The organism is Parasphingorhabdus sp., from assembly GCF_059726685.1.
This window is the reverse complement of sequence record NZ_AP041068.1, coordinates 3,395,062-3,412,679: the sequence shown is the minus strand read 5'-3', so window position 1 is coordinate 3,412,679 and position 17,618 is coordinate 3,395,062. Positions and strand designations below refer to the sequence as shown.

The window sequence follows — 17,618 nt, the reverse complement described above, 5'->3', positions numbered from 1 at the left end:
CCGCTCATCGACTGGACAATTTGCTGCGCTTCCCAATGATTCCCAGCCAAAGGAAACGCGGGACACAGAAAACCTTATGCTGAAAACTCGTTTTCAACGGTACTTTTTTCAATGTCATAGAGGCCAGGATTGTCGAATCCTTAGCCGCCAGCCGATGCCTCTTAGTAAGCGTGTAAGAACGAGTCGAGCAAGGCCGCTGGTGTAAAAAAAATGAAATAATTTGATTGACAGCGGCAAGCTCAGGAAAAATCGAATATTCTAACTAAACCATTGAAATTAAATAAATATATTCTGTGGATAATCAGGTATAAGCTGCGAATCGCGGTATGACCGTAGGTTTTGCATCCCGTTACAAAATCGAGATGCACGGACATCTACAAATGACTGGTATTTTGATATTTTGAAAAAGCCTGCCGAAAGGTGCTTGCCAAAGCCCTCATGATTTGGCAATGGCCCCGAACACTTCATGGGCTGGCCTCATGCAAGGGCGATTAGCTCAGTTGGTAGAGCGCTTCGTTTACACCGAAGATGTCGGCAGTTCGAGCCTGTCATCGCCCACCATTTTTTGATTCTCTTTTTACCTCCAGCGCCGGGCGCGGGCATCCGCCCGCTTGGCTTCCCTCGCATAAGCTCGGGCGCGCGGTCGCGCTTGCCGACGCTTCGCGTCGGTCTGGTGACAGATTTAACTGGTTAAACCTAAAGAGTATCGTCCGAGCGCAGCGAGGCAAGGGCGCCAAGATCAAATGGCGTCCGCCGCGCCTTATGGCGCGATAGCCAAGCGGGCGGATGCCCGCGCCCGGCGCTTGAGGCAAAATAAAGACTCCTCCCGCCAATAACTTCAATTCCAACTAGCTCTCGGCCAGTGTCTCTTCCATCAACATTGCGGCTCTTGCACCATCCCAATCCATGGCGCCCAATACTCGCCATACCTCCTCGCCACTGGCATCATAAAGCACAGTGGTCGGCATTAGCCCCGACCCGAATCCGAAGCTCAGGCCGTTTTCCTGATCGGTATAGGCCTCCAGCTCGTTGAAATTCGCCTTGGCAAAGAACGGGTCGACCTTCTCAGCGCCCTGAATATCCTGTGAAACGACAAGCACTTTCAATCGATCCTTTTCCCGTGCCGCCAGTTCATCCAGCATCGGCATTTCAACGATACAAGGCGCGCACCATGTCGCCCATATGTTTACCAGTACCGGTTTGCCGACAAAGTCTGACAGACTGACTGTCTTGCCATCCGGGTCCTTGAACGGGGTGTCAACCATCGGGCTGCCGCGCTTGGAAATATCAAGACGACCGACAAGGCCGCTATGGCTTTCGATGGTTTCACTTTGCATAGTGCCATCATAACCTTGCCCCACTTCATCGGATTGCCTATCGCCAGATTGGTCATTACACCCAACGAGCATTACAGGCAGGGACAGAAACAGGAATAATCGCATCACTAATCGCACATCAGATTCCAACAACCAGAGTTCCAACACAATGTGGGGCGGCAGGTTTGCCGACGGCCCCTCGTCAATCATGCGCGAGATAAACGCGTCTATCCCGTTCGACAAGAAATTATGGCGCCAGGACATTCGCGCATCGCTCGCACATGTCGAGATGCTTGCAAAGCAGGGCATTGTCGAGGCGGAAGACGCAGCGAAGATCATCGAAGGCCTCAATCAGATCGCCGGGGAATATGAAACTGACGGTGTTCCGGAAAATCTCGACCTTGAAGATATTCATATGACGATTGAAGCGCGGCTCACCAAGATTGTCGGCCCGGTGGCCGGGCGGCTGCATACCGCGCGCTCGCGCAATGATCAGGTTGCGACATCGTTCCGCCTTTGGGTCCGTGATGCGATGGATGATGTGTCGGGCGGTCTCTGGAATCTGAGGGAAGCACTGATTGCCCGAGCCAAGGAACAAGCCGATACAATCATGCCCGGCTTTACCCATCTGCAGGTCGCGCAACCGATTACGATGGGGCACCACCTGCTGGCCTATTATGAAATGTTCGCTCGCGACAGTAGCCGGTTCTGGGCGGCCAAACAGCGTTTGGATGAATGCCCGCTGGGTGCTGCTGCGCTTGCCGGTACCGGCTTTCCCAATGATCGGCAGATGACTGCCGAGGCTTTGGATTTTGGTGCAGCAACAGCCAATTCGATGGACAGTGTCTCTGATCGTGATTTTGCGCTGGATTATCTGATGGCTGCATCACAAACAGCGCTTCATTTATCACGATTGGCGGAAGAGATCATTATCTGGGCATCTCAGCCGTTTGGCTTTGTGAAATTGTCCGATCAATGGTCAACCGGCAGCTCGATCATGCCGCAAAAACGCAATCCCGATGCGGCGGAACTGGTGCGCGGGCATGCTGGGCGGATTATCGGATGCCTTAACGCTTTGATGATGACCATGAAAGGCCTGCCACTTGCCTATTCCAAGGATATGCAGGACGACAAGCCGCCGGTATTCGAGGCACATGACCTGCTTGGCCTGTCGCTCGCTGCAATGACCGGCATTGTCGAGAGTGTGACTTTTGTACCCGAACGGATGCGCGCTGCTGCTGACAGCGGCTTTTCAACTGCAACCGATCTTGCGGACTGGTTGGTGCGGGATGTTAACATCCCGTTTCGGGAAGCTCATCATATTACCGGGGCTGCGGTAAAGCTGTGCGAAGAGCGCGGATGCGGTCTTGCCGACCTAGCGCCTGCCGACCTGGTCGCAATTGATGCCAGAGTTGAAGGTCATGATATGCCGGATTTGAGCGTCGAAGGCTCGGTGGCCAGCCGAACCAGCTATGGCGGAACCGCACCGGAGCAGGTAAGACAGCGGATCGCGGAACTGGAACAGACGAATCGCTTATGAACAATTTTGGAAAAATCGCAGCTATTGCTTCACTGGTCATTATTTCTGCCTGCGGCAATCGCGGGACGTTGGAACCGGCCAAAGGGCAATCGCTCCCGCTGGCCACATATGGTGAGGCAGAAAAGCCAACCGGTGAAGAGCTGATTACCCCGTCCACGCAGGCGCAGCCGGAACGCAGCGACGAATTGCTCCGCCGGTCAGAGAAACGGCAGGATGATAAGTTCGACCTGCCGCCACCCGGTTAAATCCGACTTCCTCTTTTGAACATTCTGAAAGGCCCATTCGATGGACCATTTCCAACTTAAAGATGGCGTGCTGCATGCCGAAGATGTTGCGCTTCCTGATATTGCCGACCAAGTCGGTACACCGGTTTATGTCTATTCCCGCGCCACGCTGGAGCGTCATGCTCGCGTATTTCGGGAGGGGTTAAAAGACGCTGGCAAGGTCCATCTGGCCTTTGCGGTGAAGTCCAATCCTAATCTTGCGGTGCTGAAAATTCTTGCCAATCAGGGCTATGGCGCCGACGTGGTTTCCGGCGGTGAACTGGAGCGTGCTCTGGCGGCAGGAATGAAGGCTGAGGATATCGTGTTTTCAGGCGTTGGCAAAAGCCGCGCCGAACTCACACTCGGCCTCGACAAAGCGATTGGCCAATTCAACCTCGAGTCTGAAGAGGAAGGCCAGATGTTGGCTGAGATTGCCGCAGCCCGCGGTGAAAGAGCCTCTGCAACGCTGCGCGTCAATCCCGATGTCGATGCAGGCACCCATGCGAAGATCTCCACCGGTAAAGCAGAGAATAAATTCGGCGTCGCGATTGATGTTGCGCCTGATATTTTCGCCCGTCTGTCCAAGCTGGAAGGGTTAAACCTGCGCGGTGTTGCAGTGCATATTGGCAGCCAGCTGCAAAAACTCGACCCACTGGAAAAATGCTACGTGCGCATGGGGCAATTGGTCAGTGACCTGCGCACTGCGGGTCACGAAATCACGCATGTCGATCTCGGTGGCGGTCTTGGCGTGCCCTACAAGCCAGAGGAAAATCCCCCCAGTCCGGCCGATTACGGAGCAATGGTCGCGCGTGTGACCCAGGCGTGGGACGTGACGTTGATGTTTGAGCCCGGCAGGGTGATTGCCGGTAATAGCGGTGTGATGATGACACAGGTCATTCGGATCAAACCCGGCGTGAACAGCGACTTTGTGATTGTCGATGCTGCGATGAATGATCTGATGCGACCGGCCATTTATGATGCCTGGCACCATTTCGAAGCCGTCCAGCCATCTGGCGATACCATGACCGCATCCATTGTCGGTCCGATTTGCGAAAGCAGTGATATCTTCGCCAAGGAACGCGAAGTGGACCGGGTGCAAACCGATGATCTCGGCATTTTCCGAACCGCAGGCGCCTATGGGGCGACCATGGCCAATACCTATAACAGCCGTCCACTGGTTCCCGAGGTGCTGGTCGATGGTGACAAATACGCGGTGGTGGCTGAGCGGATAGAACCAGCGACCATCATGGCCGCAGAGCATGTGCCCGACTGGCTGAAATAGACCATGGATCAGCTACCGATCTTCGTGACGTTGAAGGGCCGCAAAGTCATATTGCTCGGCAGCGGAGAAATGGCAGATGCTAAGCGGCGGCTCTACGAACGCGCTGGTGCTACAATCACCGATGATGAAAACGCGGATGCTGCCTTGGCGGTCGTTGCTCTTGAAGACGATGATGAGGCAGCGGCAGCGGTCGCGCGCCTGAAAGCGCGTGGCTTGTTGGTCAATGCCGTCGATCGCTCGGCGCTTTGTGACTACACCACGCCGGCGATTGTCGATCGCGATCCGGTGCTTATCGCCATTGGAACGGGCGGTGCATCAGCAGGTCTTGCCAAGGCCGTGCGCCAGCGGCTGGAACAGATTCTTCCTGCGGGATTGGGACAGCTGGCTCGTGGTTTGTTCGCTGCCCGCGACCGGATTAAAGACAATTGGCCAGATGGGGCCGACCGTCGCCGAGCGATTGATGCGGCGCTCAATCCCGGGGGAACGCTCGACCCGTTTGCCGATCATGATGCACAGGCCATTGACCTTTGGCTCGCCGATCCAGCGGCAGGCAATCAGACTGGAGTGATCGAACTCAATCTACACAGCGCTGACCCGGACGATCTGACGATCAAACAGGCGCGGCTATTGGGTCAGGCCGATGTGATCTATGCTGATGCCTGTGTACCGGAAGCGATATTGGTTCGAGCGCGCGCGGACGCCGAACGTTTTGATTTGGGTACGTTTGATGCCACACAGGTCACAGGACTGACATTGGTGATAGGATACGGGTAGGCGGAGCGAGGGGTTTATATGGCATTGGGGCAGGGCGACATTATCACGGTATTGCAAACCGCACTGGCACCGGCTTTTCTGTTGGTAGCCGTAGGGGGCATGCTGAGCCTTTTTGCAGGCCGATTGGCGCGGATTATTGACCGGTCGCGTATATTGCAGAACCTGTTCATCGAAACCGAAGGCCATGAGCATCAATGCATTGTTGACGAGCTGCATGATCTGCAGCTCCGGATCAAAATCGTAAACAGCGCAATCTATCTCAGCGTTATCAGCGCCATTGTCGCCTGTATTCTCATTGGCCTGCTGTTTGTTATGGGGTTGACCGGTATTAATCTGTCCGGAGTGATTGCCGGTGCTTTCATTATCGCGATGAGCTTGCTGTCGATTGCCCTCGTCCAGTTTCTGCGAGAGGTCCGTATAGGCGTTCGTGACTTCATGATCCGCGAAGAGTTTCTTGAGCGAAGTGACCCGCAAAAATGAAAAGAGGCTGTCAATCTCTCGGATCAACAGCCTCTAAGCATGGGTCAGCGGTTGGAAGTGCCGCTGCCGGGAAACTTGATCTTTAGATCAAATATGTCCCCCGAACGGATTTTTCCGACCCCTGTGCTGAACCATGAGACATCGGACCACCTCCTTTCGCTTGTTGATAAGATACGAACTGTTGCATTGAAAATCTCCGCTTGTTCGACGATTCGAATGTGAATCATTCATCTGGTGCGAACAAGACTTGAATTATTTTATTTTGCTGTCAGAATTCGGCGTTCCGTCCAGAAGCAGCCCTGTCGCAGCAGCATCTCTGCTCGACTGAAACCTGTTCATTGCACAGGACTAGCGACGGCAATCCTCTACAACACGGGTAAATTCGGGCCAGATTGGAATGGCAAGAGAGCGCAATCCGGTTGTTTCAACAGCAAACCGGCCACGGCTGTACGCGATCCGGTCCATCATGTAATCTGTCACTGGCAGAGCGATCGCCGCATAATCCAGAGGGCCGCCGCTATTGCGGGCCGGATAAGACTGCATGCCAGAGCTGGCTCGCAAAGTCATTTGTGCCCCTGCAGGTACCACGCCCTCCCGGGAAAGGAATAACTGACTGCGGGCCTGATCGCAGCGGATCAAAAAAGTCGCTTCCATATTGGGTGGGCCGAATAATGCGATGGAACCCCTTTTATCCGTGCGATAAACCCAGTTTCCTTTCGCCAGTGGCCAATCGGTCCAGACCCCGCGCATCGGTTCTGGTGGCGGTGTGGGGGAAGGAGCCGGGGCAGGCGTCGGTGCAGGAGCGGGGGTCGGCACCTGCGTCTCTGCGGGGGCAGGCGTCGGTGCTGGCACTACGCCGGAACAACCGGCCGCTAACAATATGGCGGAAAAGGCAAAAGTGATTCTCATGACATCGAATATGGTCAAAACCATATGCTTCGGCTAGTCCCATTTTCATATGGCACAAAATGAAACGCGCCCTGCGAAAACCGCTCCACCCGCTGAGGTGGGCCAGGCAAAAGCAAAAAAATTGCGGATTGACCAGATATTGGTCGAACGCGGTCTGGCAGAAAGCCGCGCCAAGGCGCAGGCCTATATCATGGCTGGGCTAGTCACGGTCGGTGACCAGAAAGTGGATAAGCCGGGTCAGAAATATCTCAATGATATTGCCATCAATCTGAAAGGCAAAGATCATCCCTGGGTCTCGCGCGGCGGGATAAAGCTGGATCATGCGCTGGATCATTTCGATATTGCCGTGACCGATATGGTTGCAATTGACGTCGGAAGTAGCACGGGCGGCTTTACCGATGTCATGCTGAGCCGCGGCGCAGTGAAAGTCTACGCGGTGGACAGCGGCACCAACCAACTTGCCTGGAAGCTGCGTCAGGATGAGCGCGTGGTCGTTCACGAACAGACCAGCGCACGGATATTGACCGCGGAGCATATCCCCGAAGAGGTTGACCTGATTGTCTGCGATGCCAGTTTCATCTCGCTCACCAAAGTGCTCGAGCGACCATTGACCTTTGCGAAACCCGGCGCGCAACTGGTGGCGTTGATCAAGCCGCAATTTGAGGCCGAACGCGCTGATGTGGGCAAAGGCGGTGTGGTCCGCGACCCGGCTGTACATGATCTGGTTTGCGAAAAAATACGCAATTGGCTGACCGAGAGCGGATGGGTTGTGCAGGGTGTCGCGACAAGTCCGATTACGGGACCCAAAGGCAATGTCGAATTTTTGATCTTTGCAAACTTGCCAAGCACTCAAGCAAGTTCTAGCGAAAACACATGAAATCAAACGTTACGGATGGAATAGAATCGCCGCTTAACCTGACGGAAGCAGGCGGTTTTGATATGGAAAAATTTGGGCGAGAGAGCCTGGTCTGGATCACAACCCATTATGTGGAACTGATCATTGCGACGATACTCGCCGTCGGGATTTTCCTGCTGCTATCCGCCGTCAAGGGGCGTTTGACGAAGCTATCCAATAACCGTGCTGATGATGAGCGCGGTGCAGCGACGCTGATACTGCGTACCGTATCACGGACAGGGATGTTTTTTCTCCTCGCCCTGTCGATCAAGATGGTGGCGGGTATCGCCCAAGCGCCTGACCAGCTTGCCGGGTTGATTGATTTGATATTTTTTATAGCACTCGTTTTCCAATCGGCCATCTGGTTGCGGGCGATTATATTGGGACTGATTGACCGCAAAATCATGCTGTCGGATCGCGGTCGGGCGGAGCTTCAAAACGCGCGCGACCTGATCCGTTTAATGGTGACCATAGCGTTGGCGGTGATTGCAGCCGTCATCATTCTCGACAATATCGGCGTGAATGTGACCGCGCTGGTTGCGGGTCTCGGCGTTGGCGGTATTGCCATCGGTCTGGCAGCGCAGGGTATATTTTCCGATCTGTTTGCGGCCCTTTCGATCATTTTCGACAAGCCTTTTCAAAAAGGGGACTCGATCATGTTTGATGGTTTTGACGGTAGCGTCGAAGCAACCGGTTTGAAAACCACACGGCTTAGAAGCATTACCGGCGAGCAAGTGATTGTGTCCAACGCCAACCTGCTCGATAAGCAGCTACGCAATCTGACACGGCTGACAAAACGCCGTATCCGGTTCCCCATCGGTGTCATCTATCAGACCACGCCAGAGCAGCTTGATGCCATTCCCGACATTTTCAAATCCATCGTTGAGGAGCTTGGATTTTACTATGTACGTTGTGGTTTTATCGGTTTTGGCGATAGCTCACTAAACTTCCGCATGGAGTTTGAAATTTTCAGTGCCAGATGGGAAGAAGTCTTTAAAGGCCGCAACGATGTCGGCTTGGCTATTGTCAAACGCTTTGCCGAAGAAGGCATTGAATTTGCTTATCCGACCCAGATGAATTTTACAGCCGGGCCAGACGGCGCAGCAATATAGCAGGATCGACGAACGGTATTTTCTCTTTTCGTGCAGGTCCAGCTTGCCGTAGCGTCAGGACCAGTAGCAAAGAAAAACCTTGTTAGTTGGCCGATTAAAAGAGAATATGCGCGCCAAATTCGACTCAGAAATCTCATAATAAAGGATCAATATCATGCGTGACGCAGTCATCGTTTCCACCGCCCGAACCCCCATCGGACGTGCTTATAAGGGCGCTTTCAACGCAACCGCCGGTCCAACTCTCGGCAGTTATTCAGCCAAAGCGGCTGTTGAACGCGCAGGCATTGATCCAGCGACCGTCGAGGATGTGGTTTGGGGCAGCGCGCTGCAACAAGGCTCACAGGGCGGTAATCTTGGCCGTAACGTTGCGCTGCGCTCCGGTTTCCCGATTGAAGTTCCGGGTATGACACTGGACCGCCAATGTTCATCCGGTTTGATGGCCATCGCAACAGCCTCCAAACAGGTGACGATTGATCGTATGGATGTTGTTGTTGGTGGCGGACAGGATTCTATCTCGACCGTGCAAACACCTGAAATGCGGATGGCACCAGACAAGGCGTTGGTGGCAATGCATGACGATATTTATATGCCGATGCTGCAAACCGCCGAAGTGGTTGGCGAACGCTATGGCATCTCCCGCGAAGCCTGTGACGAATATGCGCTCAAATCCCAGCAGCGCACCGCGGCTGCCCAGGAAGCGGGCAAGTTTGACGATGAGATTGTCGAGGTTACTGCAACCATGGGTGTGCAGGACAAGGAAACCAAAGAGATTTCCATGCACGAAATCACACTCAGCAAAGATGAAGGCAATCGTCCTTCAACGACGCTCGAAGGTTTGCAAAGCCTTGGCCCGGTTCTTGGCCCAGACAAGATTATCACGGCCGGTAACGCATCACAGCTTTCCGACGGTAGCTCTGCCAGTGTGGTGATGGAAGCCAGTGCTGCAGAGAAAGCGGGTTTGAACCCGCTTGGCCGCTATGTCGGCATGGCAGTGGCGGGCACCAAGCCTGATGAAATGGGCATTGGTCCGGTTTTCGCAATCCCCAAATTGCTCGAAAAATTCGACCTGAAAATGGATGATATCGGCCTTTGGGAACTCAACGAAGCCTTTGCAGTCCAAGTCCTTTACTGTCAGCAGAAACTGGGCATTCCTGACGAGTTGTTGAATGTGAATGGCGGATCGATTTCGATCGGTCACCCTTATGGCATGACCGGTGCCCGTTGCGTCGGGCACGCGCTGATCGAGGGCAAGCGCCGCGGCGTGAAATATGCCGTTGTCACAATGTGTATCGGCGGTGGTCAGGGCGCAGCAGGATTGTTCGAGGTCCTGTAACAAAACAGGGCAATCAAGGCCTCATAATACCGAACAAAGTACAGCCAGACAGGGGCCGGGATATCTCGTAATTGAAACGAATGTCTGCGGTAACTGTCTGGTTTGATGGCTCTTGTCCTTTGTGTCTCAGGGAAATTGCCCTGATGCGGCGATTGGATCGGCGCGACTGCATACGTTTCGTAGATGTCGCTGATCCTGTGACTGTCTGCCCGATAGATCGTCGGACATTGCTGGCGCGCCTTCATGCAGAGGAAAATGGTCAAATGCTGTCTGGTGCCGCCGCCTTTGCGGCCATGTGGCGCGCTATACCGCTGCTTCGGCCGCTGGGGCTGGTGGCACGCAACCGCTATATCCTCGGCCTTCTGGAATGGCTCTACATCAAATTTTTGTTCGCGCGCCCGGCGTTGCAAAGCTTTCTTGGTAAAGGAAAAGCGGCATGAACATTCCTCCCGAACCCACCAAACCTGGCCAGGAAAGTGTTTGGGACTATCCCCGACCAGCTATTGCAGAGCCCAATACCCGTCATTTGCAGATCATCCACAAAGGTGTGGAAATTGCCAGTACGCGCACGGGATTCAGGACATTGGAAACGAGCCACCCACCGACATACTATTTCCCGCCGGAAGACGTGACGTGGACCCATTTGAGCGCTAATCCAAAGCGCTCGCTTTGCGAATGGAAAGGGCAGGCGCGTTACCTTGATGCAACCATTGACGGAGACTCGCTGGAGGCTGCTGCTTGGACTTATCCGGAACCCACCAAATCTTTCGCAATGATCCGCAATCATGTTGCCTTCTATCCCGAACCGTTTGACCAATGTCTTGTTGATGGCGAAACGGTTACTCCGCAACCGGGCGGCTTTTATGGCGGCTGGATCACATCGCATGTTGCTGGCCCGTTCAAGGGTATTCCTGGCAGCCGATTTTGGTGAACCTCCAGATTAGACTTGCGTGACACTGCTGACTCCGCAACAGTCTTTTTCACATCAACATAAAATGATCAGGAGACTAGAATATGGCAGGCGTAGGCGTATTGGCGACTTTGACGATAGCGGAAGGAAAAAACGCTGATTTTGAAGCAGCCTTTAGTGAACTGATGGCTGCCGTTCGGGAGAATGAACCGGGCAACGAGTTTTACTCTGTGTTTCAATGCAAGGACAATCCCCAGCAATATAAAGTGCTGGAGCGCTATGTTGATCAGGCGGCGCTGGATGCTCACGGCAAATCGGATCATTTTCGCGCTAGCGGCCCAAAGCTGGCCCCATGTATGGCGGGAGCTCCCGTGATCGAATATCTCGACGGGATTTAATCGGCTCCTGCTGGTTCGAAAGGCGTCTGCAAACAGGTGTATGATCGGACCACCGGTTTGCTAGTGTCTTTCGACTCTCTGGTTTGATCAGGGCGTGTAATAGGTCGGTGATCCCGGGCCGACTGGCAATCCTATGACGAACGTCCAGACAAAGAAGAAAGCCGACCAGAATAACAGGAAGAAGATCGTATAGGGCAGCATCATCGCAATCAGGGTGCCCACGCCAAGATTCTTATCATAGCGTGTCGCCCATGCGAGGATCAGGCCGAAATAGCTCATCATCGGTGTTATGATGTTGGTCGTCGAATCGCCAATTCGGTAAGCCGCCTGAATGGCCTCCGGCGCATAGCCGATCAGCATCAGCATGGGCACGAAAATTGGGGCTGTGACCGCCCATTGCGCTGACGCTGAACCCAGCGACAGGTTGATGAGAGCGCAGATCAGAATGAAGAAAAAGAAGATGGCGGGGCCGGTCATTCCTGTATCGAGCAGAAATTGTGATCCCGTTACCGCCGTGATAGCGCCCAAATTGGTCCAGCCAAAGAAGGCGACAAACTGAGCTGCGAAGAAAACCAGGACTATGTAGAGGCCAAGTGACGCGAGCGCCTGCGCCATGGCATCAATCACATCCCGGTCACTTTTCATGACGCCGACCACACGTCCATATGCGTAGCCCGTGACCACGAAGAAAATCAGGATCCAGACTACAAAGCCGTCGAAAAATGGTGAATCAATGCGGTCACCGGTGTCCGGATTGCGGAGCACGCCCCAGTCAGGCAGCAAGGTCAGGGCCATTAGGCCAAGGACTCCGAGCAGCGCGATACCAGCCCAACGTAGCCCCTTGCGCTCCGTTGGACTAATCTCTTCCATCATATGATCATCGAGAATAGTGGAATCAGCCCCGGACGGATCGTACTTGCCCAGCTTAGGTTCAACGATGAAGATCGTTACCAGAGAGCCGATGATGGTGATCAGGAAAGTGGACCCGATCATGAAATACCAGTTGGCCGTCGCTACGACCGTATAATCGGGATCAATAAGGCGCGCCGCTTCCTGAGTGATTCCGGCGAGCAAGGGATCAATCGTACCTATTAGCAGGTTCGCGCTATAGCCGCCTGAAACACCCGCAAAGGCCGCTGCCATGCCGGCCAGAGGATGGCGACCGAGGGCATAGAAAATTGCGCCGGCGAGCGGGATTAAAACGACATAACCCACTTCCGATGCGGTGTTGGAAACAATGCCGGCAAAGACGATGGCCACTGTTACCATATGAGGCGGAGCCGACAGAACCATGGAGCGCACGGCGGCCGATAGCAAACCCGATTTTTCGGCTACACCAACACCAATCATAGCCACCAATACCACGCCTAGCGGCGCAAAACTGGTGAAGTTGGTGACAAGGTTGGTGAAGATACGCCGGATACCGTCGCCATCGAGCAGGCTGACGGCCCGGATCATGCCGTCTTCTGCAACGCCCGGGGCGCCCGCAGGCCTTGGATCAACAACGGCGACGCCCATCCAGCCCAATAGGCCGGACAGGAAAACGATACCGATTGCCAGCACAGCAAACAGGGTTACCGGGTGTGGTAGGAGATTCCCGAGCCATTCAACCCCGTCAAGAAAGCGGGTAAAGCCGTTGCGACGAGGTGCTATCGCCTGCTGCTGGCCATCAGCCATGTCCAGTCTCCAATTTATCGCGTATCCAATACAACCGCGACTGGAGAGTGCCAGCGCGACAAGCTTAATGAAGACTATAGGCCTGCTGATCGATAATCAAATCCTCTCTTGCAATGCCGACGAAGTGAACTCCTGAAATGTGTAACCGCCATCATATAGTTTCGAACCCGTGCAAGACACATTGCCGCTGCAAGCTGTGTCACCAAACAGCTTTGTTCCGCCGCCCAGAAAGATCGGGGCCCTTTTGAGGCGGATAATGTCAATCTCGCCATCGATCATGAGCGAACCGGCAAAATCACCGCCACCACAAAGATAGATTGGGCCATCCTGCTCTTTCCGCAACTTCTGCAAAAACGCCTTCTGGTCGTTGCGCACAAGCCCCACCTCTCGTTCCGGAGGAAGATTGAGCGTCTGTGAAAATATATAGGTTCTGAGATGTGGATAAGGATTGCCGCCGGGTTCCAGCCCGTACTTATAGCCAAATTCATACGTCTTCCGACCCATGATAGCGCATGCATAGGTGGATAGCCTCTGATTATAGTCATCGACAACCGGACCTTCATGGGCGAATTTTGATATATCCCCATCCGGGCCAGAGATGTAACAATCAATAGATACGGCTACGTCATAGACAACAGGTTGCATAGAAGGCTCCGGGGTAGGGGGCAGGGAATAAACTCTTTAGCACAGCTGCAAGGCCTCAGCCCGTATTTCACCGCAAACTTGCCACATTATGTATTGCGCCGATGCATCAGCCTTGTGTGGATTGGCTTCTAAAAAAGCAGATCCTTTCCGAGACTCCAAAGCATCAATATCACCAGGCTCAGATATAATGCCAACAAGCTTTTGACTATCCGCCAATTTCGCGATGCTCGTAAATGGCTATGCAGAGATAAGGAAAGTGACCGGCGGTGTTTCCGTTCAAATTGAATGAAAGCAGGTGATCCATCCGGCGTCTTCAGCCTTGGCAGGAGCCTGGCCTCACTTTCCTCTATACTTTTGCTCTGTCGGGAATCTGCTTCTGTGTGTGAACCGGGAACATCTTTGGTCAAAAATGATGTTGGCGCATAAGCCAATTCTTCAAGCTCGGAGCTTTTCAGAGCACTAGCCGGGACCCGTTTCATTTTGCTGTCAGCGACAACCGAAACATCCTTGCAGGATATTGAGTCTGCACATTGTTGCAACATTTGTGATATCCTCTGAAGTTCAATTGGGGGGCGTCCCCAATTGGAAAAAATCTGCTGTCTGCGGGTTACAAGCTGACTTTAGCCGCACCGCTTCCGCGCAGGAACCGGCATAGGTGCAATGCGGTAGTGCACGGATGCCTATTGGAAGACCTGCGTCAAATTTTTATAAGCTGAACGAAGGCGATGAAGTCACACCATGCCAGCAACCCATTTTGTTGCATGAAGCTATTGCGGATTTTCGGGTTCAATGCCGCCGATTATCGAGGCATTTGGAGGAAATCGGTACAGGTTGACATAGGCATGAGTTTTTCGCGCTTTTGACCACAAAAGTCCGTTGCTACCTTCGTTGGTTGTTACGATTTTCGGTGGATATCCACCATATTGCGGGAGTCTAAATCTTATGGTTCATCAATCAAAGGCTCAGGATATTCTGACTGTGTCAGAGATTGATATTGTCCGGAGAAGTTTCCTCAACGTCAGTGTTGAAAATGCCCGTGCAGGAGAAATCTTCTATCAAAGATTGTTTGACGACAAGCCGGAGCTTCGCGGATTATTTGTGGGAGATATTTCTGTTCAATCCGAAAAATTGACAAACATGCTCGGCATGATCGTGTCGCAAATTCATAATTTGCCGGATTTGTTGCCAATGCTGGGAGATCTCGCGAGACGTCATTTGGTCTACGGAGTAAAGATCGAGCATTATGAAGATGTTGGCCGTGCGCTCCTGCATATGATTCGAGATGTTCTCGGATCCGATTTTACGCCCGAGATGGAAGCGGCGTGGACAAAAGCATATGATGGAATTGCTCTGACAATGATACAAAGCTCTTTTGGGAAATCGAATATCTCAAAATATCGGGCGGCATCAAATTCCTGACTGTGCGCTGCGGCTTGTTTTGGGATTCCAATCGGGCATCTGCCGACAATAAAAATAAGGTGTGAAAACTTCTTTGCAGTACTTCCCCGATATCGGGATCCATCAGAAGCAACAGGGCTGACCTTCATTGAAGCCAGAAGCCAATAATCACCGCTCCCTATTAATGCATTTTGGTTATTTTGCAGGCGCGGCCGGTGATCTGGTGCCTGCCTTAAATCTGGTATCGATTTGTATCTATTCAAATGGCATCGAGTAAATGTAAGGCCAACTTAGATTGCTGGGGAAAAGACAGTATCTCTTGGCTTCCCGTATGGTCGTTCCTTAGGGGGGGAACGAGCACCGGGAAGCCGGGTAACTGGCTGGAAAGGTTGAATTAAACCAGCCCCCGCGCCAGCCAGCGACCCTAGAGACAAGTTCCAAATACCCTATCAAGGCTCGGGGTAGAACCCGCAAAACCGCACCTTTGCTCTGCACTTATGCGTCTTCGCGTTTGTCGTGATTGCACGTAAAACTGATATCAAATTTGGCAAAACAGGTTTTTGCGAGATCTTCATCCCTCTCACATCCAAATGCTTCCGGGCTTGCCAGACAGAAGTTCTTGAACATGGGCGGGGCCTACTCACAACAGGAGCATTAACAATGCCTGATCTTCGGTTGACTATCTTTGCGTTTATAGCCGCCGCCGGCTTTGCCCTGACCAGTCACACGGCTCAGGCTAAAACTAGCGTAGCAAACTGTCTTGAATCACAAGATGCAGCTTGTGTGGACGTGCTTAATGTCCGTTTGGAGGAAGTTGAAAATGCCATGCAGGATCCGGAGGACGAAGCGGTGGCAAAGCTTGGACGTGTTACGGCATTGGCGTTGCTACGCAGGCTGGATCTGGCAGCAAACGCACTCGATTCTATGCCGAGCAATTCAGGTAATCCGGCTTTCAAAGATTCGGCAATTGTAGCGATTATTTCCGTTCCGGCAGAGAATCCGGTGGAGCGTGGCAGGCGTCTGTTGTCCCGCATCGTGTCCCCGGAATATTATGAAACTGCAAGGGCAGCCTATATCATAAATCTGGTGCGGACATCTGATGTTGATACGGCCTTGCAAGAGCTGGTCGCCACCAATCGACCGGGGGAGCCGATGAGATATGTGGGTGTGTATCAACTCTCACATGCGCTGGCTCTAAAGGGTCGGCTCGATGATGCACTCGAACTTGTTCAAAATAGCAGTGACGGTGATGAAAACCATGAAGGCATGGTGCTGGAATCACTTGTTATGACACTGATTGACAAAGGCCGGATCGCTGATGCGACGAAAATAATGGCATATATAAAAGCCCCTCTATGGGAAGCTACGGCCAAAAGCCGGGTAGCTGCAGAATTGTCGAAAAATGGGCATATGGCTGACGCGGAGAAACTTTTTGGCCAGGCGAGGCGTAAGATGGCCGCTCTGAATCACCCAGAGGATCGGTTCCGCATATTCGAAAGCTTTACCCGCTCGGCCATTGCGGGAGGCAGGCTCGACTTCGCGCTGAAGGCGGTGGACGACGTCAGCAGTTTTCCTAACTACCGTGCCGCCGCGCTACAAACGATTTTCGATATCGGAGCCGGAAAGCTGGACCAAATAGAATGGCGTCCTATCGCTGATGAACTAATCTCTTTGCACGTGAAGCAACCTCGTAATGTACAAATGGCGGCCGAGCGTTGGAACAATGATTGGAGGCGGTTGGCCACTGCAGTCGCCGTCTCGGGGGATTCAAAATTGGCAACAAGCCTAGTCCAGCGTATTCCTGATAAAGATGTGCAGCAGGCGGCTATGGACACCATCGCGATTATCTTGATTCACAGTATGCGGTTTCAGGAAGCGGTCTCTGTGTTGCAGCTTCAGTCAAACCGGGACAGGCAAGTTCAGGGATATATTCGCCTCTCTCAAATTGCCGATAATTATGGTCAAAGCGCTGTGGCAGAAAAAGCGATTTCGACTGCTATTGGCCTCGTTGAAGGGCCTGACTTCGTTCCCGTTAGCGACTCCACGGTCAGCATGCTGGCCAGATATGAATCGCGTATCGGTCAATATGAAAAAGCCGAGACAAGACTGCGGCATGTCCAGGACAAAGAGGTGCAAGTGCGGGCGCGGATTGCCAACTTCGGTTTTGCAGCTACGCATGGATCGCAAGATGACTACAACAGATATCTAAAGATCGCCCGAAGGGCAGTTTACACCGTGGAGTCGGGGAAGGTAAAATCTCAGCTTTTAAGGGAGCTGGCTTCACAACTGGTTTATGCGGGAAGATCTGAACCGATTTTTGATCTTGCTAAAACAATTCACGAAAGTGCCGAACGCGACAGATTTTTATTGAACATGGCATATGTGTTCAGCGGCTATCAGCAATTTGTCCCGGCCAAAAAAGTTGTTTCTGAAATCTCGGATCCTGATATGCGCATGGTTGAAGAGCATCGATTGCTTCTGGCTGTCTTGAGAGCCTCGCCCTTTAACTGATGCAGGTGAGTCAGTGGAGTTACGACGTTAGAAACGGTAAGTCGTAACCGCGAATATGACAGCCCGTCGCCATGACCACGATTGCGGGGTCTTTCTCCCGATCGATTTTGTACCCGACCCCTTGATGATCATTTGCCCGTTCAACAAAGGCCATGGAGGTTCTTTCTCCGGTTAT

Annotated in this window: 17 protein-coding genes and 1 tRNA gene; 14 read left to right on the top strand and 4 right to left on the bottom strand. The window is 53.0% G+C overall.

Features of this window, described 5'->3' with window-relative positions:
• Nucleotides 1–485: 485 nt before the first annotated feature.
• A tRNA-Val gene (locus tag AC6I9Z_RS16585) sits at nt 486–561 on the top strand.
• 287 nt (nt 562–848) lie between these two features.
• Here AC6I9Z_RS16585 and AC6I9Z_RS16580 read toward each other — a convergent pair.
• Nucleotides 849–1,454 carry a TlpA family protein disulfide reductase gene (locus AC6I9Z_RS16580; RefSeq protein WP_461458177.1) on the bottom strand — a complete coding sequence of 202 codons (606 nt, stop codon included), beginning with the start codon at nt 1,452–1,454 and terminating at the stop codon, nt 849–851.
• 31 nt (nt 1,455–1,485) lie between these two features.
• Here AC6I9Z_RS16580 and argH point away from each other — a divergent pair, with 31 nt between their 5' ends.
• Genes argH through AC6I9Z_RS16555 form a run of 5 tightly spaced genes read left to right on the top strand, consistent with a single transcriptional unit; the run spans nt 1,486 to nt 5,655 of the window.
• Nucleotides 1,486–2,856, top strand: a complete 1,371-nt coding sequence (gene argH / locus AC6I9Z_RS16575) for an argininosuccinate lyase (RefSeq protein ID WP_461458179.1) — start codon at nt 1,486–1,488, stop codon at nt 2,854–2,856.
• The gene (locus tag AC6I9Z_RS16570; protein WP_461458180.1) at nt 2,853–3,101 is read left to right on the top strand and encodes a hypothetical protein; all 249 of its coding nucleotides are present in this window, start codon (nt 2,853–2,855) and stop codon (nt 3,099–3,101) included. The genes argH and AC6I9Z_RS16570 overlap by 4 nt, the downstream gene beginning before the upstream one ends.
• Before the next feature lie 40 nt (nt 3,102–3,141).
• On the top strand, nt 3,142–4,401 hold the full coding sequence (gene lysA / locus AC6I9Z_RS16565; protein ID WP_461458182.1) for a diaminopimelate decarboxylase: 1,260 nt from the start codon (nt 3,142–3,144) through the stop codon (nt 4,399–4,401).
• A gap of 3 nt (nt 4,402–4,404) precedes the next feature.
• Entirely contained in the window at nt 4,405–5,175 is a 771-nt protein-coding gene (locus AC6I9Z_RS16560; protein WP_461458184.1) for a precorrin-2 dehydrogenase/sirohydrochlorin ferrochelatase family protein, read from the top strand.
• A gap of 18 nt (nt 5,176–5,193) precedes the next feature.
• The gene (locus tag AC6I9Z_RS16555) at nt 5,194–5,655 is read left to right on the top strand and encodes a DUF2721 domain-containing protein (RefSeq protein WP_461458186.1); all 462 of its coding nucleotides are present in this window, start codon (nt 5,194–5,196) and stop codon (nt 5,653–5,655) included.
• Nucleotides 5,656–6,003: 348 nt separating this feature from the next.
• Here the strand turns inward: AC6I9Z_RS16555 and AC6I9Z_RS16550 are convergent, their stop codons facing one another.
• The gene (locus AC6I9Z_RS16550; RefSeq protein ID WP_461458187.1) at nt 6,004–6,588 is read right to left on the bottom strand and encodes a hypothetical protein; all 585 of its coding nucleotides are present in this window, start codon (nt 6,586–6,588) and stop codon (nt 6,004–6,006) included.
• 25 nt (nt 6,589–6,613) lie between these two features.
• On the opposite strand from AC6I9Z_RS16550, the gene AC6I9Z_RS16545 reads away from it, so the two are divergent.
• The 6 genes from AC6I9Z_RS16545 to AC6I9Z_RS16520 all read left to right on the top strand — a co-directional run bounded on the left by AC6I9Z_RS16545 (nt 6,614) and on the right by AC6I9Z_RS16520 (nt 11,212).
• Entirely contained in the window at nt 6,614–7,441 is an 828-nt protein-coding gene (locus AC6I9Z_RS16545) for a TlyA family RNA methyltransferase (RefSeq protein ID WP_461458189.1), read from the top strand.
• Nucleotides 7,438–8,571 (top strand): mechanosensitive ion channel family protein, encoded by a 1,134-nt coding sequence (locus tag AC6I9Z_RS16540; protein WP_461458191.1) that lies wholly within the window; start codon nt 7,438–7,440, stop codon nt 8,569–8,571. Before AC6I9Z_RS16545 ends, AC6I9Z_RS16540 begins: the two co-directional genes overlap by 4 nt.
• Before the next feature lie 154 nt (nt 8,572–8,725).
• Nucleotides 8,726–9,904: an acetyl-CoA C-acyltransferase gene (locus AC6I9Z_RS16535; protein WP_461458192.1), complete on the top strand. Its 1,179-nt coding sequence runs from the start codon at nt 8,726–8,728 to the stop codon at nt 9,902–9,904.
• 80 nt (nt 9,905–9,984) lie between these two features.
• Nucleotides 9,985–10,344 (top strand): thiol-disulfide oxidoreductase DCC family protein, encoded by a 360-nt coding sequence (locus tag AC6I9Z_RS16530; protein WP_461458243.1) that lies wholly within the window; start codon nt 9,985–9,987, stop codon nt 10,342–10,344.
• Nucleotides 10,341–10,835, top strand: a complete 495-nt coding sequence (locus tag AC6I9Z_RS16525; protein ID WP_461458194.1) for a DUF427 domain-containing protein — start codon at nt 10,341–10,343, stop codon at nt 10,833–10,835. The genes AC6I9Z_RS16530 and AC6I9Z_RS16525 overlap by 4 nt, the downstream gene beginning before the upstream one ends.
• 83 nt (nt 10,836–10,918) lie before the next feature.
• Complete coding sequence (locus AC6I9Z_RS16520) at nt 10,919–11,212, top strand: putative quinol monooxygenase (RefSeq protein WP_461458196.1); 294 nt, start codon at nt 10,919–10,921, stop codon at nt 11,210–11,212.
• 87 nt (nt 11,213–11,299) lie between these two features.
• Here AC6I9Z_RS16520 and AC6I9Z_RS16515 read toward each other — a convergent pair whose 3' ends face one another.
• Entirely contained in the window at nt 11,300–12,889 is a 1,590-nt protein-coding gene (locus AC6I9Z_RS16515; protein ID WP_461458198.1) for an AbgT family transporter, read from the bottom strand.
• 96 nt (nt 12,890–12,985) lie between these two features.
• Nucleotides 12,986–13,534, bottom strand: a complete 549-nt coding sequence (locus AC6I9Z_RS16510) for a dihydrofolate reductase family protein (RefSeq protein ID WP_461458200.1) — start codon at nt 13,532–13,534, stop codon at nt 12,986–12,988.
• Between the two features lie 978 nt (nt 13,535–14,512).
• On the opposite strand from AC6I9Z_RS16510, the gene AC6I9Z_RS16505 reads away from it, so the two are divergent.
• The gene (locus tag AC6I9Z_RS16505) at nt 14,513–14,953 is read left to right on the top strand and encodes a globin domain-containing protein (RefSeq protein WP_461458201.1); all 441 of its coding nucleotides are present in this window, start codon (nt 14,513–14,515) and stop codon (nt 14,951–14,953) included.
• 495 nt (nt 14,954–15,448) lie between these two features.
• Nucleotides 15,449–17,443 carry a hypothetical protein gene (locus tag AC6I9Z_RS16500; protein WP_497811081.1) on the top strand — a complete coding sequence of 665 codons (1,995 nt, stop codon included), beginning with the start codon at nt 15,449–15,451 and terminating at the stop codon, nt 17,441–17,443.
• The last annotated feature ends 175 nt before the right edge of the window (nt 17,444–17,618 follow it).